Source organism: Streptomyces sp. GL_141 (assembly GCF_057834385.1).
Window position 1 is genome coordinate 6,304,255 of the sequence record NZ_CM174402.1, and the last position, 21,683, is coordinate 6,325,937.

Genomic DNA, 21,683 nt, shown 5'->3' on the forward strand with positions numbered 1-21,683 from the left:
ACCCCTGCCACAGTCCAGCCCCTCCGGCATTTGAGGAGCGGGGTCTGGGGCGGAGCCCCAGGGGCCCCGGCGCAGCCGGGTTCCGCACGCTCCCAGGGGGCCGCCGCGTGAGCCCGCAGGAGCCGCCGCGGCGGCGGGTGCCCGGGCCCGGGCGGCCCCGGCCCGGCGGGGACCGGGCGCGGGCTTCGGCGCGGCCGGCCGCCAGGCCCGCCACCCGCAGGCCCGCCCCCGCACGCAAACCGCACACGATCCGGCTCGGCGCCCCCAAGCCCCGGCTGCGGCTGGTCAGCGTCGGGCTGACGATGGTGATGCTGGTGTTCGTCGTACGGCTGCTCCAGGTGCAGGCCGTCGACGCGTCCGCGTACTCCGCCAAGGCCTCGGAGAACCGCTTCGCCAGCTACACCCTGGCCGCCGAGCGCGGGGAGATCACCGACCGCAAGGGCGTGGCGCTCGCCACCAGCGTGGACGCGTACGACATCACCGCGGACCCGCACATGTTCACCGTGCAGGAGAGCAAGGCCCCGGACGCCCCCGAGCAGGCGGCCGCGCTCCTCGCGCCGATCCTCGGCAAGGACGCCAAGGAGCTCACCGCGCGCCTGAAGACGAAGAACACCCGCTACGTCGTCCTCGCCCGCCGCCAGACCCCCCAGGTCTGGAACCAGATCAAGGACCTCAAGAAGGTGTTCGCCGAGAAGGCGACCGCCGACAAGAGGAACAACGGCCCCGGCGCCAACGTCCTGGCCGGCGTGTTCAACGAGAACAGCAGCAAGCGCGTGTACCCGAACGGCGACCTCGCCGCCGGAATACTGGGTTACGTCAATGCCGAGGGCAAGGGCGGCGGCGGCCTGGAGTCCTCCCTCGACAAGAAGCTGTCCGGCAAGGACGGCGAGCTCACGTACGCCCAGTCGGGCGGCCGCCGCGTGCCGACCGCCGGATCCAGCGAGAAGCCCGCCGTGCCCGGCGAGGACATCGAGCTGACCATCGACCGCGACATCCAGTGGGCCGCGCAGAGCGCCATCACCGAGCAGGTCGCCAAGTCGGAGGCCGACCGCGGGTACGTCATCGTCCAGGACACGACCACCGGCGAGGTCCTCGCCATGGCCAACGCCCCGGGCTTCGACCCCAACGACCTCTCCAAGGCAAGCTCCGCCGCCATGGGCAACGCCGCGCTCCAGGACGTGTACGAGCCCGGCTCCACCGCCAAGGTGATGTCGATGGCGGCCGTCCTGGAGGAGAAGAAGGCCGGACCCGACACCCACGTCGAGGTCCCCAACCGGCTGCACCGCGGCGACCGGCTCTTCAAGGACGACATCGACCACCCGACCTGGTACCTGACCCTCAACGGGGTCCTGGCCAAGTCCTCCAACATCGGCACCATCCTGGCCACCGGCCAGCTCGGCCCGACGCAGCCCGAGTCCAACAAGGTCCTGTACTCGTACCTGGACAAGTTCGGCATCGGCCGGCCCACCGGCCTCAACTACCCCGGCGAATCCCGGGGCATCCTCGCCAAGCCCGAGGACTGGTCCACTTCACAGCAGTACACGATCCCCTTCGGCCAGGGCCTGTCCCTCAACGCCATGCAGGCGGCCTCCGTGTACTCGACCATCGCCAACGGCGGGGTCCGCATCGCCCCGACCCTGGTCCGCGGCACCAAGGGACCCGACGGCCGCTTCACCCCGGCCCCGGCGCCCGCGAAGAACCAGGTGGTCAGCAAGGAGACCGCCAAGACCCTCGCGGAAATGCTGGAGTCGGTGGTCGACGACCAGGAGGGCACCGGCACCAAGGCGCGGATCCCCGGCTACCGGGTCGGCGGCAAGACGGGCACATCCAACCGGGTGGATCCGGCCACCGGCCGCTACAAGGGCTACACCGCTTCCTTCGCGGGCTTCGCACCCGCGGACAATCCCCGCATCACCGTCTACTGCGCCATCCAGAACCCCACCAAGGGCAGTTACTTCGGTGGCCAGATCTGCGGTCCCATCTACAAGAAGGTCATGGAGTTCGCCCTCAAAACCCTCCAGATCGCTCCCACCGGAACCGCCCCCGCCGGACTCCCGGTCACCTACGAACCCGGCGCGCAGCCCGGCCCCCAGCCGAGCCCGCAGCCGGGCCAGTGACCGCGGTCCCGGCCGGCCCGCCCCAGAAAAGCGTGAGGCACCATCAGTGACAACGATCACCCCCGAATCCGGGAACCACGCGTCCGCCGCCCCCGAGGGCGGGCCCTCGCTTGGCGAGCGGCCCGCCGCGCCCGGTACGCTCACCGCCGTGCCCCACGCTGATCAGCCCAGAACCACCCAGAACGACGCACCGGCAGCGCCGCCGGGAGCGCCACGTCCCCTGTCCGTCCGCCCGACCCCGCTCGGCGAGCTGGCGGAGCTGCTGGGAGTGGAAACCCCCGGCGCGATGACGCGGATCACCGGCATCACGCACGATTCGCGCGCCGTGCGCCCCGGAGACCTGTACGCGGCCCTGCCGGGCGCCAAGCTGCACGGCGCGGACTTCGCCGCGCAGGCGGCATCCCTCGGCGCCGCCGCCGTGCTGACCGACCCGGCCGGCGCGGAGCGCGCCGCGGCCACCGGACTCCCGGTCCTCGCCGTCGCCGACCCGCGCGGCCGGATGGGAGAACTGGCCGCCGCGGTCTACGGACGGCCGGGCGAGGCCCTGCTCCAGATCGGCATCACCGGCACCTCCGGCAAGACCACCACGGCGTACCTCGTCGAGGGCGGCCTGCGCGGCGGCGGACGCACGACGGGGCTCATCGGCACCGTCGAGATGCGCGTCGGCGACGAGCGCATCAAGTCCGAGCGCACCACCCCCGAGGCCACCGACCTGCAGGCGCTGTTCGCGGTCATGCGCGAACGCGGGGTCGAGGCGGTCGCCATGGAGGTCTCCAGCCACGCCCTGGTGCTCGGCCGGGTCGACGGCTGCGTCTTCGACGTGGCCGTCTTCAACAACCTGAGCCCGGAGCACATGGAGTTCCACTCCGACATGGAGGACTACTTCCAGGCCAAGGCGCAGCTCTTCACCGAGCGCCGCGCCCGCCTCGGCGTGGTCAACATCGACGACGAGTACGGCCGTCGCCTGGCCAAGGAGTCGCCGATCCCGGTCGTCACGTTCTCCGCCGCGGGCGACCCGGCGGCCGACTGGCGGGCCGAGGACGTGGTCTCGCGGCACATGGACTCGACCCTGATCCTGGTGGGTCCGGCGGGGGAGCGGGTCCGGGCGACCGCCCCGCTGCCCGGCCCGTTCAACGTGGCCAACACCGTCGCCGCCATCGTCACGCTCGCCGCCGCCGGCCTCGACCCGCAGACCGCCGCCGACGGCGTCGCCGCGGTCCCCGGGGTGCCCGGCCGGCTGGAGCGGGTCGACGCGGGACAGCCGTACCTGGCCGTCGTGGACTACGCGCACAAGACGGACGCCGTCGAATCGGTCCTGCGGGCCCTGCGCGAGGTCACCACCGGCAAGCTGCACGTCGTGATCGGCTGCGGCGGCGACCGCGACACCACCAAGCGGGCCCCGATGGGCGCCGCGGCGGCCCGGTTCGCCGACACCGCCGTACTGACCTCCGACAACCCGCGCTCCGAGGACCCGCTCGCGATCCTCGCCGCGATGTTCCGGGGCGCCGTGTCCGTGCCGCCCGCCGAGCGGGGCACGGTCCTCGTCGACGCCGACCGGGCGGCGGCCATCGCCACCGCCGTCGCGCGCGCCGAGGCGGGAGACACCGTGCTGGTGGCCGGCAAGGGCCACGAGCAGGGTCAGGACACCGCGGGCGTCGTACGCCCCTTCGACGACCGGGCGGTCCTGCGCGCGGCCATCGAGACCCAAGCACGCCAGCGTCCCCGACAGGCCGAGGTGAACCAGTGATCGCCCTTTCCCTCGCCGAGATCGCCGACATCACCGGCGGGCAGCCCCACGACATACCGGATCCGTCCGTCATGGTCACCGGTCCCGTGGTCTACGACTCCCGCGAGGTCCAGGCCGGCAGCCTGTTCGCCGCCTTCGTCGGGGAGCGGGTGGACGGCCACGACTATGCCGAACGCGCCCTGGCCGCCGGCGCGGTGGGCGTGCTAGCGACCCGGCCCGTCGGCGTCCCGGCCATCGTCGTCCCCGACGTGGTGGCCGCCCTCGGCGCGCTCGCCCGGGCCGTCGTCGAACGGCTGGGCACCGACGTCGTGGCCCTCACCGGCTCCGCCGGCAAGACCTCCACCAAGGACCTGATCGCCCAGGTCCTGCAGCACCACGCGCCGACCGTGTGGACCCCCGGGAACCTCAACAACGAGATCGGCCTGCCGATCACGACGCTGCGGGTCACCGAGGACACGCAGCACCTGGTCCTGGAGATGGGCGCCCGCGGCATCGGCCACATCGCCTACCTCACCGGACTGACGCCCCCGCGCATCGGTCTGGTCCTCAACGTCGGCACCGCGCACATCGGGGAGTTCGGCGGCCGGGAGCAGATCGCGCAGGCCAAGGGCGAGCTCGTCGAGGCCCTGCCGTCCGAGGCGGAGGGCGGCATCGCCGTCCTCAACGCCGATGACCTGCTGGTACGTGCCATGGCCGGGCGCACGAAGGCCCGTACGGTGCTCTTCGGCGAGGCCGAGGACGCCGACATCCGGGCCACCGAAGTCCGGATGACGGACAGAGGACAGCCTTCCTTCACATTGCGAACACCGACCGGGTGCAGCGACGTGACCTTGCGGCTGTACGGTGAGCACCACGTGTCGAACGCGCTCGCCGCGGCCGCCGTCGCCCACGTACTGGGCATGTCAGTCGAGGAGATCGCCACCGCGCTCTCCGGGGCGGGCAGCCTGTCCCGGTGGCGGATGGAGGTCACCGAGCGGGCGGACGGTGTGACGATCGTCAACGACGCCTACAACGCAAACCCCGAGTCCATGCGGGCCGCACTGCGCGCACTCGCCGCGATGGGCGGTGCCGCCAAGGCGAACGGGGGCCGCACGTGGGCGGTGCTCGGCCCGATGGCCGAGCTCGGAGACGACGCGCTCGCCGAGCACGACGCGGTCGGACGGCTTGTCGTCCGGCTCAACGTGAGCAAGCTGGTCGCGGTCGGGGGCAGGGAAGCCTCCTGGCTGCAACTGGGCGCATATAACGAGGGTTCGTGGGGTGAGGAGTCGGTGCTCGTGTCCGACGCGCAGGCGGCGGTCGACCTGTTGCGCAGTGAACTGCGCCCGGGAGACGTCGTGCTGGTGAAGGCTTCCAGGTCAGCCGGCCTGGAGCGGGTGGCCCAGGCCCTGCTCGACGGCGAGGTCGCCGGCCGATGAGGCAGATCCTGTTCTCCGGAGTCATCGGACTCTTCCTCACGCTCATCGGCACCCCGCTGCTGATCAAGGGTCTGGCCCGCAAGGGCTACGGCCAGTTCATCCGGGACGACGGGCCGCGCGGTCACGCCGGGAAGAAGGGCACGCCCACCATGGGCGGCATCTCCTTCATCCTGGCCACGCTGATCGCGTACGCCCTCACCAAGGTGATCACCGGAAGCCAGCCGACCTTCTCGGGCGTGCTCGTGCTCATGCTGATGGCGGGCATGGGCGTGGTCGGCTTCCTCGACGACTACATCAAGATCGTCAAGCAGCGTTCGCTCGGTCTGCGGGCCAAGGCCAAGATGGCCGGCCAGCTGATCGTCGGCATCGCCTTCGCGGTGCTCTCGCTGCAGTTCAAGGACGCGCGCGATCTCTCCCCGGCCTCCACCAAGCTGTCGTTCGTCACGGACTTCGGCTGGTCGATCGGCCCGGTGCTGTTCGTGGTCTGGGCGCTGTTCATGATCCTGGCGATGTCCAACGGCGTGAACCTCACCGACGGTCTCGACGGCCTGGCCACCGGCGCCGCCGTGATGGTCTTCGGTGCCTACACCTTCATCGGCGTCTGGCAGTACCAGGAGTCCTGCGCCAACGCGCAGACCCTGACCAACCCGAACGCCTGTTTCGAAGTGCGAGATCCACTGGACCTCGCGGTCGTCGCGGCCGCCCTGATGGGCGCCTGCTTCGGCTTCCTGTGGTGGAACACCTCGCCCGCCAAGATCTTCATGGGCGACACCGGATCGCTGGCCCTCGGCGGCGCGCTCGCCGGCCTGGCGATCTGCTCCCGCACGGAGTTCCTGATGGCGCTCCTCGGCGGCCTCTTCGTCCTGATCACCATGTCGGTCGTCATCCAGGTCGGCTCCTTCAAGCTGACCGGCAAGCGCGTCTTCCGGATGGCACCGCTCCAGCACCACTTCGAACTCAAGGGGTGGTCGGAAGTCCTGGTCGTCGTCCGGTTCTGGATCATCCAGGGCATGTGCGTGATCGTGGGCCTCGGAGTCTTCTACGCGGGATGGGCAGCCGACAAGTGACCGCCTGGCACGGCAAGAACATCACCGTCGCCGGCCTCGGCGTGAGCGGCATCAGCGCCGCGCGCGCCCTGGCCGGGCTCGGCGCGGTCGTCACCGTCGTGGACGGCGGCGACAGCGAGGGCCACCGCGCACGGGCCGCGGAGCTGGAGGCGGCGGGCATCTCCGTACGCCTGGGCGACGCGCTGACCCTGCCCGAGGGCGCCGAACTGGTCGTCACCTCGCCCGGCTGGAAGCCCGACAGCCCGCTCTTCGCGGCCGCGGCCGCGGCCGGCGTGGACGTCGTGGGCGACGTCGAGATCGCCTGGCTGCTGCGCGGTCCTGACGCCGCCCCCTGGCTGGCGATCACCGGCACCAACGGCAAGACCACCACCACGCAGATGCTCGCCTCGATCCTGAAGGCCGCCGGCCTCAGGACCGCGGCCGTCGGCAACATCGGCACCCCGATCATCGACGTGGTGCTCGGCGAGGAGCAGTACGACGTGCTCGCCGTCGAGCTCTCCAGCTACCAGCTGCACTGGGCGCCCTCGGTGCGCCCCCACTCCGCGGCCGTCCTGAACCTGGCCCCGGACCACCTCGACTGGCACGGCTCGATGGAGGCGTACGCCGCCGACAAGGGCCGGATCTACGAGGGCAACACGGTGGCCTGCGTCTACAACGCAGCGGACAAGGCCACCGAGGACCTCGTCGTCGAGGCGGACGTGGAAGAGGGCTGCCGGGCCATCGGCTTCACCCTCGGTGCCCCCGGACCCTCCATGTTCGGCGTCGTCGACGGCATCCTCGTCGACCGGGCCTTCGTGGAGAACCGGCAGAAGAACGCCCAGGAACTCGCCGAGGTCGCGGACGTCAACCCGCCGGCCCCGCACAACATCGCCAACGCCCTCGCGGCCGCGGCCCTGGCCCGCGCCTTCGGCGTGGAGCCGCGCGCCATCCGCGACGGACTGCGCGACTTCCGTCCGGACGCCCACCGGGTCAGCCACGTGGACGAGGTGGCCGGAGTCACGTACGTCGACGACTCCAAGGCCACCAACACCCACGCCGCGGAAGCCTCCCTGGCGGCCTTCGAGCCCGTGGTCTGGATCGCCGGCGGCCTCGCCAAGGGCGCGACCTTCGACGAGCTCGTGCAGAAGGCCGCGAAGCGGCTGCGGGGCGTCGTACTGATCGGCGCCGACCGGGCCCTGATCGCCGAGGCACTGGCGCGACACGCCCCGGAGGTCCCGGTCGTGGACCTCGCACGGACCGACACTGGGGCGATGCTCGCGGCGGTCCGGGAAGCGGCCGGGCTCGCGGAGCCCGGGGACACGGTTCTGCTGGCACCTGCCTGTGCCTCGATGGACATGTTCGCGAACTACAGCAAGCGTGGGGACGCGTTCGCCGACGCGGTGCGCGAACTGGCCGCCGAGCAGGCCTAGGTCCGGCTCGATCCAGGGCAGGTTCCCTCCGGCCGACCGGCTGCTCGCCTCGTACGAGTTGGAGGGGAAGATCACAGATGCCGGCCAAGCAAGTGCTGCCGGGGCGGCGGCCGTCCACGGAGAAGACCGCCAGGGCTGCCCGGACCGCGAAAGAGGGCAAGGGTGTCAAACCCGGCGTACCCAGGGCCGGCAGGGGGATGCTGGGCCGCGGACGCCCCGCGGCGCGTCCCGGACGGCCCGCCGGGGGCGGGCCGCTGACCCGGCTGCGCCGCACGCAACGGCAGCTGCGCCAGGCCTGGGACCGGCCCCTCACGGCGTATTACCTGATCTTCGGCAGCTCGCTGCTCATCACCGTGCTCGGCCTGGTGATGGTCTACTCGGCCTCCATGATCAAGGCGCTCCAGCTCGGCCTGGGCGACGCGTACTTCTTCAAGAAGCAGTTCCTGGCGGCCGCGATCGGCACCGTACTGCTGCTCACGGCCTCCCGGATGCCCGTCAAACTCCACCGGGCCCTGTCCTATCCGGTGCTCACCGGCACGCTCTTCCTGATGGTCCTGGTCCAGGTTCCCGGGATAGGGGTGTCGATCAACGGCAACCAGAATTGGATCTCCCTTGGTGGTCCGTTCATGCTCCAGCCCAGTGAGTTCGGCAAACTGGCCCTCATCCTCTGGGGCGCCGACCTGCTGGCGCGCAAGGGCGACAAGGACCTGCTGAGCCAGTGGAAACACCTGCTGGTGCCGCTGGTCCCGGTCACCTTCCTGCTGCTCGGGCTCATCATGCTGGGCGGGGACATGGGCACCGCGATGATCCTCGGAGCCATCCTGTTCGGCCTGTTGTGGCTGGCTGGAGCCCCGACGCGGATGTTCGCGGCGGTCCTGGCCTTCGTGGGCGTACTCGTCGCCCTGCTCATCAAGACCAGCCCGCACCGCATGGACCGGCTCCAGTGCATCGGAGTGACCGAGCTGCCCGAAAACGGGCTGTGCTGGCAGGCCGTCCACGGAATCTACGCCCTCGCATCGGGCGGATGGTTCGGTTCCGGACTGGGTGCCAGTGTGGAAAAATGGGGGCAACTGCCAGAGGCCCACACCGACTTCATCTTCGCCATCACCGGTGAGGAACTGGGGCTGGCGGGGACGCTGTCGGTGCTCGCCCTGTTCGCGGCCCTAGGCTATGCGGGTATCCGCGTGGCCGGACGCACGGAGGACCCCTTCGTACGGTTTGCCGCGGGAGGCGTGACCACCTGGATCACGGCGCAAGCCGTGATCAACATCGGTGCGGTACTCGGTTTGCTGCCGATCGCCGGGGTCCCGCTCCCGCTGTTCTCCTACGGCGGGTCGGCCCTGCTGCCGACCATGTTCGCGGTCGGACTGCTCATCGCCTTCGCGCGGGAGGAGCCGGCGGCACGGGCGGCGCTCGCGATGCGGAGGCCCAAGAACGGCCGGCCGCGGACCGGGCAGAGATGGAAGTCGATGAGACGGCGCGTCAAGAAGCGTCCGTCCGGAGAGCGGTGAATTTCGGTGCATGTCGTACTCGCCGGTGGGGGGACCGCCGGCCACATCGAGCCGGCGCTGGCCCTCGCGGACGCCCTGCGCAGGCAGGACCCTTCCGTGGGCATCACCGCCCTCGGCACCGAACGCGGACTCGAAACCCGCCTGGTGCCCGAGCGCGGCTACGAGCTGGGACTGATCCCGGCCGTCCCGTTGCCCCGTAGGCCCACGCCCGAGCTGATCACCGTCCCAGGACGGCTGCGCGGCACCATCAAGGCCGCGGAGGAGATCCTCCTGCGCACCAAGGCCGACTGCGTCGTCGGATTCGGCGGCTACGTGGCCCTGCCCGGCTACCTCGCGGCCAAGCGCCTCGGGGTGCCGATCATCGTCCACGAGGCCAATGCCCGGCCCGGACTGGCCAACAAGATCGGCTCCCGGTACGCGTTCGCCGTCGCGGTCTCCACGCCCGACAGCAAGCTCCGCGGCGCCCGCTACGTGGGCATCCCGCTGCGCCGCTCCATCTCCACCCTCGACCGGGCGCTGGTCCGCCCGGAGGCGCGCGCCGCCTTCGGCCTGGACCCCAACCTGCCCACGCTGCTGGTCTCCGGCGGTTCGCAGGGCGCCCGGCGCCTCAACGAGGTGATCGAGCAGGTCGCGCCGACCCTCCAGCGCTCCGGGGTCCAGATCCTGCACGCGGTCGGCCCGAAGAACGAACTGCCGCGTGTCGACAACATGCCCGGGATGCCGCCTTACGTGCCGGTACCGTACGTGGACCGGATGGATCTCGCGTACGCCGCCGCCGACATGATGCTCTGCCGCGCGGGCGCGATGACCGTCGCCGAACTGTCCGCCGTCGGGCTGCCCGCCGCCTACGTCCCGCTGCCGATCGGCAACGGCGAACAGCGGCTCAACGCCCAGCCGGTGGTCAAGGCCGGCGGCGGCCTGCTCGTGGACGACGCGGAACTGACGCCCCAGTGGGTGCTCAGCCAGGTCCTCCCGGTGCTCGCCGACCCGCACCGGCTGTACGAGATGTCCCGCGCCGCCGCCGAGTTCGGCCGCCGGGACGCGGACGAGCTGCTCGTCGGCATGGTGTACGAGGCGATCGCAGCCAACAGAGCCCGCTGACGCGGGAAGCACCGACGCAGGAGGCACAGGAGTGGCCGGAGCGAGCACCGCGCAGCGTGGCGGTCCGGGAGCCGCCGGGAAGGGCTCCGGCCCCCTCAAGCGGCTGGGGACCCCGAAGGCCCCCAAGTCGCCGAAGCCGCCCAGGGGCTCCGGCCCCGGGGGACCCCGCGGGCCGCGCCCCGGCGGGCTGCGCCGGGGGCCCCTCGTGGTCGCCGGGGCGGTCCTCGCCCTGCTCCTGGCCGCCGGCTGCACCTGGGTGTTCTACGGGTCCTCCTGGCTCCGGATCGAGAAGGTCACCGCCACCGGCACCGAGGTCCTGACCAGGGACCAGGTGCTGGCGGCGGCCTCCGTTCCCGTCGGGGCGCCCCTGGTGTCCGTGGACACCGACGAGATCGAAGCCCGGCTCCGCGGCCGCCTGCCCCGCATCGATTCGGTCGATGTGGTGCGGGCCTGGCCGCACGGAATCGGGTTGAAGGTGACGGAACGCAAGCCCGTTCTGCTCATCAAGAAGGACGCGCAGTTCGTGGAAGTGGACGCTTCCGGTGTGCGATTCGACACGGTCGGACAAGCACCGGCCGGTGTTCCGCTGCTCGAACTGAGCTCCCAGCAGTCTCCGAGCGGCCGCCGTTTCGACGAGGAACGGCTGCTGCGCGAGGCCGTCCAGATCGCCGGCGTCCTCCCGGAGGGCATCCGCAAGGAGACCGTGCAGGTCAAGGTCCGGTCCTACGATTCGGTGGCGCTGGAGTTGAGCGGCGGCCGGTCGGTGGTCTGGGGGAGCGGTGAACAGGGCGAGGCGAAGGGCCGCGCGCTGACGGCACTCCTGAAGGCCTCGCCCAAGGCTGACCGATTCGACGTGAGCGTCCCCACCGCCCCGGCGGTGTCCGGTAGTTGACGTCTGGTCGAACAGCGTCGCACCCTGGTTGGCCACCGATACGGGTGATCACATAGGGTGAAAAGAAAAACGGGAGGTTCGGCGTGTTCGTTGAACACGCGCTACTTGTCGACTTAGTGTCCTGTTCGGAAGAGTCCAAGGAACAGACACACTCATAACCCTAAACTTCAGGGTTAGGGTTCGGGTCGGCGTGTACGGACCGTCCCAATTTCGGCATCAGTCGTCGCACCGCAGGCCCGCGAGGCGAACGACACGTAACTCGAGGCGAGAGGCCTTCGACGTGGCAGCACCGCAGAACTACCTCGCAGTCATCAAGGTCATCGGTGTCGGCGGCGGTGGTGTCAATGCCATCAACCGAATGATCGAGGTCGGTCTCAAGGGCGTCGAGTTCATCGCCATCAACACAGACGCCCAGGCGCTGTTGATGAGCGACGCCGACGTCAAGCTCGACGTCGGCCGGGAACTCACCCGGGGTCTTGGCGCCGGCGCCAACCCGGATGTCGGCCGCAAGGCGGCAGAGGACCACCGCGAGGAGATCGAGGAGGTCCTCAAGGGGGCCGACATGGTCTTCGTCACCGCCGGCGAAGGCGGCGGCACCGGAACGGGCGGCGCACCCGTCGTCGCCAACATCGCGCGCTCGCTGGGCGCCCTCACGATCGGTGTGGTCACCCGGCCGTTCACCTTCGAGGGCCGGCGCCGCGCGAACCAGGCCGAGGACGGCATCGCCCAGCTCCGCGAGCAGGTCGACACCCTCATCGTCATCCCCAACGACCGCCTGCTGTCCATCTCGGACCGCCAGGTCAGCGTCCTCGACGCCTTCAAGTCGGCGGACCAGGTCCTGCTGTCCGGCGTCCAGGGCATCACCGACCTCATCACCACCCCGGGTCTGATCAACCTCGACTTCGCGGACGTCAAGTCCGTGATGTCCGAGGCGGGCTCGGCGCTGATGGGCATCGGCTCGGCCCGCGGCGACGACCGCGCGGTGGCCGCGGCCGAGATGGCGATCTCCTCGCCGCTGCTGGAGGCGTCCATCGACGGCGCCCGTGGCGTGCTGCTCTCCATCTCCGGTGGCTCGGACCTCGGTCTCTTCGAGATCAACGAGGCCGCGCAGCTGGTGAGCGAGGCCGCGCACCCCGAGGCGAACATCATCTTCGGAGCGGTCATCGACGACGCGCTCGGCGACGAGGTACGGGTCACCGTCATCGCGGCCGGGTTCGACGGCGGACAGCCCCCGGCCCGCCGCGACAACGTCATCGGCGCGGCCTCCACCAAGCGCGAGGAGCCGGCCCCGGCTCCGGTCCGTGCCCCCGAGCCGGTCCGCCCGGCCTTCGGCGGACTCGGCTCGGTCACCCCGCGCGAGGAGCCGGTCCGCAGCGAGCCCGTCCCGGTCGCCGAGGCTCCGGCCCCGCAGGTCCCGACGGCCCGGCCGTACCAGGACAGCCCGGCCGAGGAACTGGACGTCCCGGACTTCTTGAAGTGACCCTGGAGCAGTACAGCGAGAGCGGCGCCCGCTTCGCCTTCACCGACCGGTGGGGCGGGGTGAGCGCCGTTCCGTACGAGGAGCTCAATCTCGGCGGCGCGGTCGGTGACGACCCGGCCGCCGTTCGTGCGAACCGGGCCGCCGCGGCGAAGGCGCTGGGCATCGCGCCGGACCGGGTGGTCTGGATGAACCAGGTGCACGGCCGGGACGTGGCGGTGGTCGACGGCCCGTGGGGGCCGGACCGGGAGGAGATCCCGGCGGTGGACGCGGTGGTGACCGCCCGTCGGGGTCTCGCCCTCGCGGTCCTCACCGCCGACTGCACGCCCGTCCTGCTGGCCGACCCCGTCGCCGGCATCGCGGGAGCCGCCCACGCCGGGCGGCCCGGGCTGGTCGCCGGAGTCGTGGGGGCCGCCGTCGAGGCGATGGTCTCGCTCGGAGCGGACCCCGCACGCATGGTGGCCCGTACCGGACCGGCGGTGTGCGGACGGTGTTACGAGGTTCCCGCCGAGATGCGGGCGGCGGTCGCCGAGGTGGTGCCGGCCGCGTACGCCGAGACGAGCTGGGGGACACCGGCCGTCGACGTGGTGGCCGGAGTGCACGCGCAGCTCGCGGAGGCGGGGGTGGCCGACATCGGCCGTTCCCCGGTCTGCACACTGGAGTCGCGGGACCACTTCTCGTACCGCCGCGACCGGATGACCGGGCGGCTTGCCGGATATGTCTGGTTGGACTGAAGAATGACGGATCGTAAGTCCGAGCTCGCCGCGAACCTCGCGCAGGTGGAGGAGCGGATCGGCGCCGCCTGCGCGGCTGCCGGGCGCAAGCGGGAAGAGGTGACCCTCATCGTGGTCACCAAGACCTACCCGGCGAGCGACGTACGACTGCTGGCGGACCTGGGTGTCCGTCACGTGGCGGAAAACCGGGACCAGGACGCGGCCCCCAAGGCCGAGGCCTGCGCGGATCTGCCCCTCACCTGGCATTTCGTCGGTCAGTTGCAGACGAACAAAGTCCGTTCGGTGGCGGGATACGCGCACCTCGTGCAGTCCGTCGACCGCCCCAAGCTCGTCACGGCCCTCTCGGCGGCCGCGGAAGGCGCCGGACGGGAACTGGGCTGCCTGGTACAGATCGCCCTCGACGCCGAGTCGGGCGGACGGGGGGCCCGCGGCGGCGCGGCGCCCGAGCAGCTCGCCGAGTTGGCGGACCTCGTGGCCGCGGCTCCCGGACTGCGCATCGACGGTCTCATGACGGTCGCTCCGCTGGCCGGGCGCTACGCGGGACGCGAACAAGCCGCCTTCGAGCGGCTGGTGGAATTGTCATCCCGCCTGCGCGCGGACCATCCGGCTGCCACGATGGTGTCGGCCGGGATGAGCGCAGACCTGGAACAGGCCGTTGGGGCCGGTGCGACACATGTACGCGTCGGCACTGCGGTACTCGGCGCGAGACCCCGGCTCGGGTAACGTCGCGAAGAAAGTCGGACCACAGCAGAAAATATGGTCATTTCCGCTGATGAGCGGACAGGCCACGTGGATCGCGGGCAGTTGGTGACATTCGTGACACGGCGAGACACCTGCGACAGGGCGATCCACCACAGAGCGGAGGACTCAGAGAATGGCCGGCGCGATGCGCAAGATGGCGGTCTACCTCGGCCTCGTGGAGGACGACCGGTACGACAACCCGGGGTACGACCCCGACGACGAGTTCGAACCCGAGCCGGAGCCGGAGCGGTCGCGCGACCGGGACCGCCGACAGCAACCCGTTTCGCATCAAACGCCCGTATCGGACGAACCGGTACGAGTTGCCCAGCCCCCGGCACCAAGAGAACCCCTCCCAATGCCGGTTGAAAACGGACGTCCCGCGCGAATCGCCCCCGTGGCGTCCATCACACCCGAACGCTCGAATCTGGAGAAGAACGCCCCCGTGATCATGCCCAAGGTCGTCTCCGAGCGGGAGCCGTACCGCATCACGACGCTGCACCCCCGGACCTACAACGAGGCCCGTACCATCGGGGAACACTTCCGTGAGGGCACTCCGGTGATCATGAATCTCACGGAGATGGACGACACGGACGCGAAGCGTCTGGTCGACTTCGCCGCCGGTCTTGTCTTCGGTCTGCACGGCAGCATTGAACGCGTGACACAGAAGGTGTTCCTGCTGTCTCCTGCTAACGTCGATGTCACGGCGGAGGACAAGGCCCGCATCGCGGAGGGCGGGTTCTTCAACCAAAGCTAGACCGATCCGTCAGATACGGGACCGGGTACAGGGCGGAAGCAGGGGAGAGGGAAGCGCGGGATGGGCGTAGCACTGCAAGTGGTTTACATCGCGCTGATGTGCTTCCTCATCGTGCTGATCTTCCGACTGGTCATGGACTACGTGTTCCAGTTCGCACGTTCATGGACACCCGGCAAGGCGATGGTGGTCGTTCTGGAGGCCACCTACACTGTCACCGATCCACCGCTCAAGCTCCTTCGGCGGCTCATCCCGCCGTTGCGTCTCGGGGGCGTGGCACTCGACCTGTCCTTCTTCGTTCTGATGATCATCGTTTACATCCTCATCAGTTTCGTGAGCACCGCTGCGAGAAGCGTGTGAACGATGAGCTTCCCCGCAGGCGCGGGGACAGTCCCGATACGGTCCTGCCGACTGCCGACGACTACGTAGAGGTGAAGAAGACATGCCGCTGACTCCCGAGGACGTGCGGAACAAGCAGTTCACGACCGTCCGCCTGCGAGAAGGCTATGACGAGGACGAGGTCGACGCCTTCCTCGACGAGGTCGAGTCCGAGCTGACGCGCCTGCTGCGCGAGAACGAGGACCTGCGCGCCAAGCTGGCAGCCGCCACGCGTGCCGCCGCGCAGAACCAGCAGCAGCAGGGCATGCGCAAGCCCGAGCCCCAGGACCAGCGTGGCCCCGGCGCCCCCGTGCCCGCGGCCATATCCGGCCCCCCGCAGCAGCAGCCCCCGATGGGTCCGCCGCAGCTCCAGGGTGGCCCGCCCCAGCTTCCGGCCGGCCCCGGTGGGCACGGTCCGCAGGGCCCCGGCCCGATGGGCGGCCCCATGCAGCAGCACACCATGGGTGGGCAGCAGCAGATGGGCCAGCAGCAGATGGGCCAGCAGGGCATGGGCCAGCAGGGCATGGGCCAGCAGGGTCCCGGCCCGATGGGCAACCCCATGCAGCAGCAGTCCATGGGTGGCCAGAACCCGCTCGGCCAGCAGATGGGCCAGCCGATGGGTCAGCAGATGCAGCCGATGGGCCAGCAGATGCAGCCCATGGGTCAGCAGATGCACCAGCAGCCGCAGCAGCTTCCGCAGCAGGGTCCCGGTGGCGACAGCGCCGCCCGCGTCCTGTCGCTCGCGCAGCAGACCGCCGACCAGGCGATCGCGGAGGCCCGCTCCGAGGCCAACAAGATCGTCGGCGAGGCCCGGTCGCGCGCCGAGGGCCTGGAGCGGGACGCCCGCGCCAAGGCCGACGCGCTGGAGCGGGACGCGCAGGAGAAGCACCGCGTCGCGATGGGCTCCCTGGAGTCCGCCCGCGCCACGCTGGAGCGCAAGGTCGAGGACCTGCGGGGCTTCGAGCGTGAGTACCGCACCCGTCTGAAGTCCTACCTGGAATCGCAGCTGCGCCAGCTGGAGACGCAGGCCGACGACTCGCTGGCTCCGCCGCGGAACCCCGCCGGTCCCGCGCTGCCGCCGTCGCCGACCCCGTCGATGGCTCCGGCCGGTGCGATGCACTCCATGGGTGGTCCGTCGATGGGTGGCCCGTCGCCGATGGGCGGTCCGTCGCCGATGTCCCCCTCCTACGGTGGTGGCCAGCAGCAGATGTCCCCGGCGATGACGCAGCCGATGGCTCCGGTGCGGCCGGCTGGTCCGCAGCCGATGCAGCAGGCGCCGTCTCCCATGCGGGGCTTCCTGATCGACGAGGACGACAACTAAGCGGTAGCCGTCGGCAGACGGTTCGGGCCGGGCCCGGTTCCCCTTCGGGGGCACCGGGCCCGGCCCGTTTTCATGCCCCGGCCCGGCTGCGGGCTGCCGCTGCGCGGAGTCCCCTACCCGCCCTTCCTCCGTTCCCTGGGGCTCCGCCCCAGACCCCACTCCTCAAACGCCGGAGGGGCTGGATCTTGGCTGGCGTCAGCCCGTACCGGGTCCGGGCGGAGCCCGGGGAACGGTGGAAGGGCGGGTAGGGGAAACGCGAAGCGGCCCGCACCCCCCGGGGAGGGGGACGCGGGCCGCTTCGGCCGGGCTACGCCTTGCGCAGGCGGAAAGTCAGGCCCAGGGGCTCGTCCGTGAACGGGTCACCGTACGCGGCGTCCGCCTCGCCGGGGGCGTAGTCCGTGGCCAGGACCTCGTCGGCGATGAGCGAGGCGTGGTCCGTCAGGGCCGTCACCAGCTCCGGGTCCGACGTGGACCAGCGCAGGGCGATCCGGTCCGCGACGTCCAGGCCGGAGTTCTTCCGGGCCTCCTGGATCAGGCGGATCGCGTCACGGGCCAGGCCCGCCAGGCGGAGCTCCGGGGTGATCTCCAGGTCCAGGGCCACCGTCGCGCCGGAGTCGGACGCCACCGACCAGCCCTCGCGCGGGGTCTCCGTGATGATGACCTCCTCGGGGGTGAGGGCGATGGTCTCGCCGTTCACCTCCACCGTGGCCTCGCCGGAGCGCAGGGCCAGGGACAGGGCCGCCGCGTCGGCCGCGGCCACCGCCTTCGCCACGTCCTGCACGCCCTTGCCGAAGCGCTTGCCGAGCGCGCGGAAGTTCGCCTTGGCCGTGGTGTCGACCAGGGACCCGCCGACCTCCGAGAGGGAGGCCAGCGAGGAGACGTTCAGCTCCTCCGTGATCTGGGAGTGCAGCTCGGGGGAGAGCGTCTCGAAGCCCGATACGGCGACCAGCGCGCGGGACAGCGGCTGGCGGGTCTTCACGCCCGACTCGGCCCGCGTCGCGCGGCCCAGCTCCACGAGGCGGCGTACCAGCAGCATCTGCCGGGACAGCTCCGGGTCGATCGCCGAGGCGTCCGGGGCCGGCCACGTGGTCAGGTGCACCGACTCCGGGGCGTCCGGGGTGACCGGGACGACCATGTCCTGCCAGACCCGCTCCGTGATGAAGGGGGTGAGGGGGGCGAGGAGGCGGGTGACTGTCTCCACGACCTCGTGCAGGGTGCGCAGCGCGGCCGCGTCGCCCTGCCAGAAGCGGCGCCGCGAGCGGCGGACGTACCAGTTGGAGAGGTCGTCCACGAAGGAGGAGAGGAGCTTGCCGGCGCGCTGGGTGTCGTACGCCTCCATCGCCTCGGTGACCTCGGTCGTGAGGGTGTGGAGCTCCGAGAGCAGCCAGCGGTCCAGGACCGTGCGGTCCGCGGCCGCCGGGTCGGAGGCCGAGGGCGCCCAGTTCGACGTGCGGGCGTACAGGGCCTGGAAGGCGACCGTGTTCCAGTACGTGAGGAGCGTCTTGCGGACGACCTCCTGGATCGTGCCGTGACCGACGCGGCGCGCCGCCCACGGGGAGCCGCCGGCCGCCATGAACCAGCGGACGGCGTCGGCGCCGTGAGTGTCCATCAGCTGGATCGGCTCGAGGGTGTTGCCCAGGTGCTTGGACATCTTGCGGCCGTCCTCGGCGAGGATGTGGCCCAGGCAGACCACGTTCTCGTAGGAGGACTTGTCGAAGACGAGGGTGCCGACCGCCATCAGCGTGTAGAACCACCCGCGCGTCTGGTCGATGGCCTCCGAGATGAACTGCGCCGGGTAGCGCTTCTCGAAGATCTCCTTGTTCTTGTGCGGGTAGCCCCACTGCGCGAACGGCATCGAACCCGAGTCGTACCAGGCGTCGATGACCTCCGGCACGCGGACCGAGGTGAGGGTGCAGCCCTCCGCCGTGCAGGGGAAGGTGACCTCGTCGATGTAGGGGCGGTGCGGGTCCAGGTTCGACTGGTCCGTGCCCGTCAGGTCGCTCAGTTCCGCGAGGGAGCCGACGCAGGTGAGGTGGTTCTCCTCGCAGCGCCAGATGGGCAGCGGGGTGCCCCAGTAGCGGTTGCGGGACAGCGCCCAGTCGATGTTGTTGTTCAGCCAGTCGCCGAAGCGGCCCTGCTTGACGGAGTCCGGGAACCAGTTGGTCTTCTCGTTCTCCCGCAGCATCGCGTCCTTGACGGCGGTGGTGCGGACGTACCAGGACGGCTGCGCGTAGTAGAGCAGGGCGGTGTGGCAGCGCCAGCAGTGCGGGTAGCTGTGCTCGTAGGCGATGTGCTTGAAGAGCAGGCCGCGCGCTTCGAGGTCGGCGGTCAGCTTCTCGTCGGCCTTCTTGAAGAAGACGCCGCCGACCAGCGGGACCTCCTCCTCGAAGGTGCCGTCGGGGCGGACCGGGTTCACCACGGGCAGGCCGTACGCGCGGCAGACCGCGAGGTCGTCGGCGCCGAAGGCGGGGGACTGGTGGACCAGACCGGTGCCGTCCTCGGTCGTGACGTACTCGGCGTTCACGACGTAGTGGGCGGGCTCCGGGAACTCCACCAGGTCGAAGGGGCGCTGGTAGGTCCAGCGCTCCATCTCCTTGCCCGTGAAGGACTCGCCGGTGGCCTCCCAGCCCTCGCCGAGGGACTTCTCCAGCAGGGGCTGGGCGACGACCAGCTTCTCTGAGTCCTCGACGCCGGTACGGCGCACGACGACGTACGTGACGTCGGGGTGCGCGGCCACCGCGGTGTTGGACACCAGGGTCCAGGGAGTGGTCGTCCAGACCAGGAGCGCCGCCTCGCCCGCGAGGGGGCCGGAGGTCAGCGGGAAGCGGACGTAGACCGAGGGGTCGACGACCGTCTCGTAGCCCTGCGCCAGCTCGTGGTCGGAGAGGCCGGTGCCGCAGCGGGGGCACCAGGGGGCGACGCGGTGGTCCTGGGTGAGCAGGCCCTTGTTGAAGATCTCCTTGAGCGACCACCACACGGACTCGACGTACTCGGGGTCCATGGTGCGGTAGGCGTCGTCGAGGTCGACCCAGTAGCCCATGCGGTTCGTGAGCTCGGTGAACGCGTCGGTGTGGCGGGTCACCGACTCGCGGCACTTGGCGTTGAACTCGGCGATGCCGTACGCCTCGATGTCCTTCTTGCCGTTGAAGCCCAGTTCCTTCTCGACGGCGAGCTCGACGGGCAGGCCGTGGCAGTCCCAGCCGGCCTTGCGGGCCACGTGGTAGCCGCGCATGGTGCGGAAGCGGGGGAAGACGTCCTTGAAGACGCGGGCCTCGATGTGGTGCGCGCCGGGCATGCCGTTCGCGGTGGGCGGGCCCTCGTAGAAGACCCACTCGGGGCGTCCCTCGGACTGCTCCAGGGTCTTGGCGAAGGTCTTGCTCTCGCGCCAGAAGTCGAGGACCGCGTGCTCAAGGGCAGGCAGGTCGACCTGGGCGGGTACCGGGCGGTACTGCGGCGGTGTGGTCATGAGGCTGAACTCTTCCTCCGGCGGGGTGTCACTTCCGTCCGGAGGGACGAGAGCCGAGTGAAGCTGCTCCCGCGGTACCACCCTCCTTGGCCCGCGGACCTGTGGTCCGCCGGCCCCCTCATTGGGGTGCGAAGCCGGTTCTACTCGCCCTACGGGAATCCCGGTGGGCTTTCTTCCGGCGGCTCCGGGGTGATCCTTCGCATCGCGCTCGCCCCCGGGCTCTCACCGTCCCCGGGTCGCTCCTGGCTGCGTCCGACGCTACTCGTCCCCATCCATGCCTCTCGCTGGGCCCAGTGTACGGGCCGGGGGGCTGGTCGGCAGACCGGTTTAGGGGGCGTGGCGCGGGGATCCGGGCGGGGCGCGGACCGGGGCTCGGACCAGGGCGCGGACCGGGCTCGAATTGACCCGAATGGGCCGACGGGCCGTTCCGGGGTGCGGTGGGGCGCGTGGGGCGGATTACCGGGCTCCCCGCTGGGCACAACGGATGCAGGTTGACCTCGATGGACGCGTGCCCCGTTGCCGTGGGGCCGGAGTCGATTTATCGTTCCGGCACGATTCGCGAGCAATGATCACAGTATGTGAAGGGGCCGCGGCCATGGTGGCGAAGAAGACCGCCGGGAGTACTGCCAAGAAGGCTGTCGGGAAGGCTGCGGAGAAGCCGGCGCAGGAGCCGGTGACGGAGGTGGCGGCCCCGGATCCGGAGGCCGGACCGGTGGAAGGCGCCGCCGCCGGGAAGAAGGCGGCGGCAGGCGCCAAGGCGGCGGCAGGGACGAAGGCCGCCGGCGCGAAGAAGGCGGCCGCCGGGAAGGCACCTGCCGGGAATGCGGCCGTCGTCAAGAAGACGGCCGCGAAGAAGGCCACGGCCAAGACGGCCGGGGCCGAGGGGGCGGCGCAGGCCGCGCACGAGACGGGAGCCCGGAAAGTGGTTGCCAAGAAGAGCACCGGCACGGCCAGGAAGACGGCCACGGCCGCGACCAGCGGGCTGCCCAAGGCGCGGGGCACGGCGGGCCTGGCGCCCGGCGAGCTCGCCGTACGGCCCGGCGAGGACCCCTGGACCCCGGCGGAGGTCGCCGAGGCGCGGGCCGAGCTGGAGAGCGAGGTGCTGCGGCTGCGCGCCGAGCTCCAGGCCTCCGACGCGGCCATTTCCGGGCTGATGAGGGACTCCGGTGACGGCGCCGGCGACGACCAGGCCGACACCGGGACCAAGAACATCACCCGGGAGTCCGAGCTCGCCCTCGCCGCGAACGCGAACTCGATGCTGGAGCAGACCGAGCGCGCGCTGGAACGGCTGGAGGCCGGCACGTACGGCCTCTGTGAGAACTGCGGCCAGCCCATCGGCAAGGCACGGATGCAGGCCTTCCCGCGGGCCACGCTGTGCGTGGACTGCAAGCAGAAGCAGGAGCGGCGGCACTGAGCGGGGGCTGAGCGGGGGCTGAGCCGGGCCCCAGGGGCCCCGTACGGCCCCTGGTGGGCGCCGGAGGGCCCCGGGCCGGGGCCCCGGCGGGCTCTTCCGGTGTCCGGCCGGGGCGGCGGCCGAAGGGTGCCCTGACGTACTC

The 21,683-nt window shown here is 71.0% G+C and carries 16 protein-coding genes; 15 read left to right on the top strand and 1 reads right to left on the bottom strand.

Going from position 1 to position 21,683, the window contains the following annotated elements; translation table 11 throughout:
- Positions 1–107 precede the first annotated feature (107 nt).
- The 14 genes from AC3IX6_RS27970 (at position 108) to AC3IX6_RS28035 (ending at position 16,661) form a co-directional block, all read left to right on the top strand.
- Complete coding sequence (locus AC3IX6_RS27970) at positions 108–2,117, top strand: peptidoglycan D,D-transpeptidase FtsI family protein (RefSeq protein WP_489365667.1); 2,010 nt, start codon at positions 108–110, stop codon at positions 2,115–2,117.
- A gap of 46 nt (positions 2,118–2,163) precedes the next feature.
- Positions 2,164–3,864, top strand: a complete 1,701-nt coding sequence (locus AC3IX6_RS27975) for a UDP-N-acetylmuramoyl-L-alanyl-D-glutamate--2,6-diaminopimelate ligase (RefSeq protein WP_489365669.1) — start codon at positions 2,164–2,166, stop codon at positions 3,862–3,864.
- Positions 3,861–5,279, top strand: coding sequence for a UDP-N-acetylmuramoyl-tripeptide--D-alanyl-D-alanine ligase (locus AC3IX6_RS27980; RefSeq protein ID WP_489365670.1), 1,419 nt, complete (start codon positions 3,861–3,863; stop codon positions 5,277–5,279). Before AC3IX6_RS27975 ends, AC3IX6_RS27980 begins: the two co-directional genes overlap by 4 nt.
- Complete coding sequence (gene mraY, locus AC3IX6_RS27985; protein ID WP_489365672.1) at positions 5,276–6,346, top strand: phospho-N-acetylmuramoyl-pentapeptide-transferase; 1,071 nt, start codon at positions 5,276–5,278, stop codon at positions 6,344–6,346. The genes AC3IX6_RS27980 and mraY overlap by 4 nt, the downstream gene beginning before the upstream one ends.
- Positions 6,328–7,755, top strand: a complete 1,428-nt coding sequence (gene murD / locus AC3IX6_RS27990) for a UDP-N-acetylmuramoyl-L-alanine--D-glutamate ligase (protein ID WP_489365674.1) — start codon at positions 6,328–6,330, stop codon at positions 7,753–7,755. Before mraY ends, murD begins: the two co-directional genes overlap by 19 nt.
- 197 nt (positions 7,756–7,952) lie before the next feature.
- Positions 7,953–9,266 carry a putative lipid II flippase FtsW gene (gene ftsW, locus AC3IX6_RS27995; RefSeq protein ID WP_489371580.1) on the top strand — a complete coding sequence of 438 codons (1,314 nt, stop codon included), beginning with the start codon at positions 7,953–7,955 and terminating at the stop codon, positions 9,264–9,266.
- Between the two features lie 6 nt (positions 9,267–9,272).
- Positions 9,273–10,367, top strand: a complete 1,095-nt coding sequence (gene murG, locus AC3IX6_RS28000) for an undecaprenyldiphospho-muramoylpentapeptide beta-N-acetylglucosaminyltransferase (RefSeq protein WP_243330148.1) — start codon at positions 9,273–9,275, stop codon at positions 10,365–10,367.
- A gap of 31 nt (positions 10,368–10,398) precedes the next feature.
- Positions 10,399–11,259: a cell division protein FtsQ/DivIB gene (locus tag AC3IX6_RS28005; protein WP_489365676.1), complete on the top strand. Its 861-nt coding sequence runs from the start codon at positions 10,399–10,401 to the stop codon at positions 11,257–11,259.
- A 280-nt stretch (positions 11,260–11,539) separates the two neighbouring features.
- Positions 11,540–12,739 carry a cell division protein FtsZ gene (gene ftsZ, locus AC3IX6_RS28010; RefSeq protein WP_489365678.1) on the top strand — a complete coding sequence of 400 codons (1,200 nt, stop codon included), beginning with the start codon at positions 11,540–11,542 and terminating at the stop codon, positions 12,737–12,739.
- Entirely contained in the window at positions 12,736–13,470 is a 735-nt protein-coding gene (gene pgeF, locus AC3IX6_RS28015) for a peptidoglycan editing factor PgeF (protein ID WP_489365680.1), read from the top strand. Before ftsZ ends, pgeF begins: the two co-directional genes overlap by 4 nt.
- 3 nt (positions 13,471–13,473) lie before the next feature.
- Positions 13,474–14,193 carry a YggS family pyridoxal phosphate-dependent enzyme gene (locus tag AC3IX6_RS28020; RefSeq protein WP_489365682.1) on the top strand — a complete coding sequence of 240 codons (720 nt, stop codon included), beginning with the start codon at positions 13,474–13,476 and terminating at the stop codon, positions 14,191–14,193.
- A gap of 151 nt (positions 14,194–14,344) precedes the next feature.
- The gene (locus AC3IX6_RS28025) at positions 14,345–14,965 is read left to right on the top strand and encodes a cell division protein SepF (RefSeq protein ID WP_407839576.1); all 621 of its coding nucleotides are present in this window, start codon (positions 14,345–14,347) and stop codon (positions 14,963–14,965) included.
- Positions 14,966–15,025: 60 nt separating this feature from the next.
- On the top strand, positions 15,026–15,322 hold the full coding sequence (locus AC3IX6_RS28030; protein ID WP_112450285.1) for a YggT family protein: 297 nt from the start codon (positions 15,026–15,028) through the stop codon (positions 15,320–15,322).
- 82 nt (positions 15,323–15,404) lie between these two features.
- Positions 15,405–16,661, top strand: a complete 1,257-nt coding sequence (locus AC3IX6_RS28035) for a DivIVA domain-containing protein (protein WP_489365684.1) — start codon at positions 15,405–15,407, stop codon at positions 16,659–16,661.
- A 307-nt stretch (positions 16,662–16,968) separates the two neighbouring features.
- On the opposite strand, the gene ileS is transcribed toward AC3IX6_RS28035, so the two are convergent.
- A complete protein-coding gene (ileS, locus tag AC3IX6_RS28040; RefSeq protein ID WP_489365686.1) occupies positions 16,969–20,127 on the bottom strand; it encodes an isoleucine--tRNA ligase in 3,159 nt (1,052 codons plus the stop codon).
- 595 nt (positions 20,128–20,722) lie between these two features.
- Here ileS and AC3IX6_RS28045 point away from each other — a divergent pair.
- Complete coding sequence (locus AC3IX6_RS28045) at positions 20,723–21,541, top strand: TraR/DksA family transcriptional regulator (RefSeq protein ID WP_489365688.1); 819 nt, start codon at positions 20,723–20,725, stop codon at positions 21,539–21,541.
- The last annotated feature ends 142 nt before the right edge of the window (positions 21,542–21,683 follow it).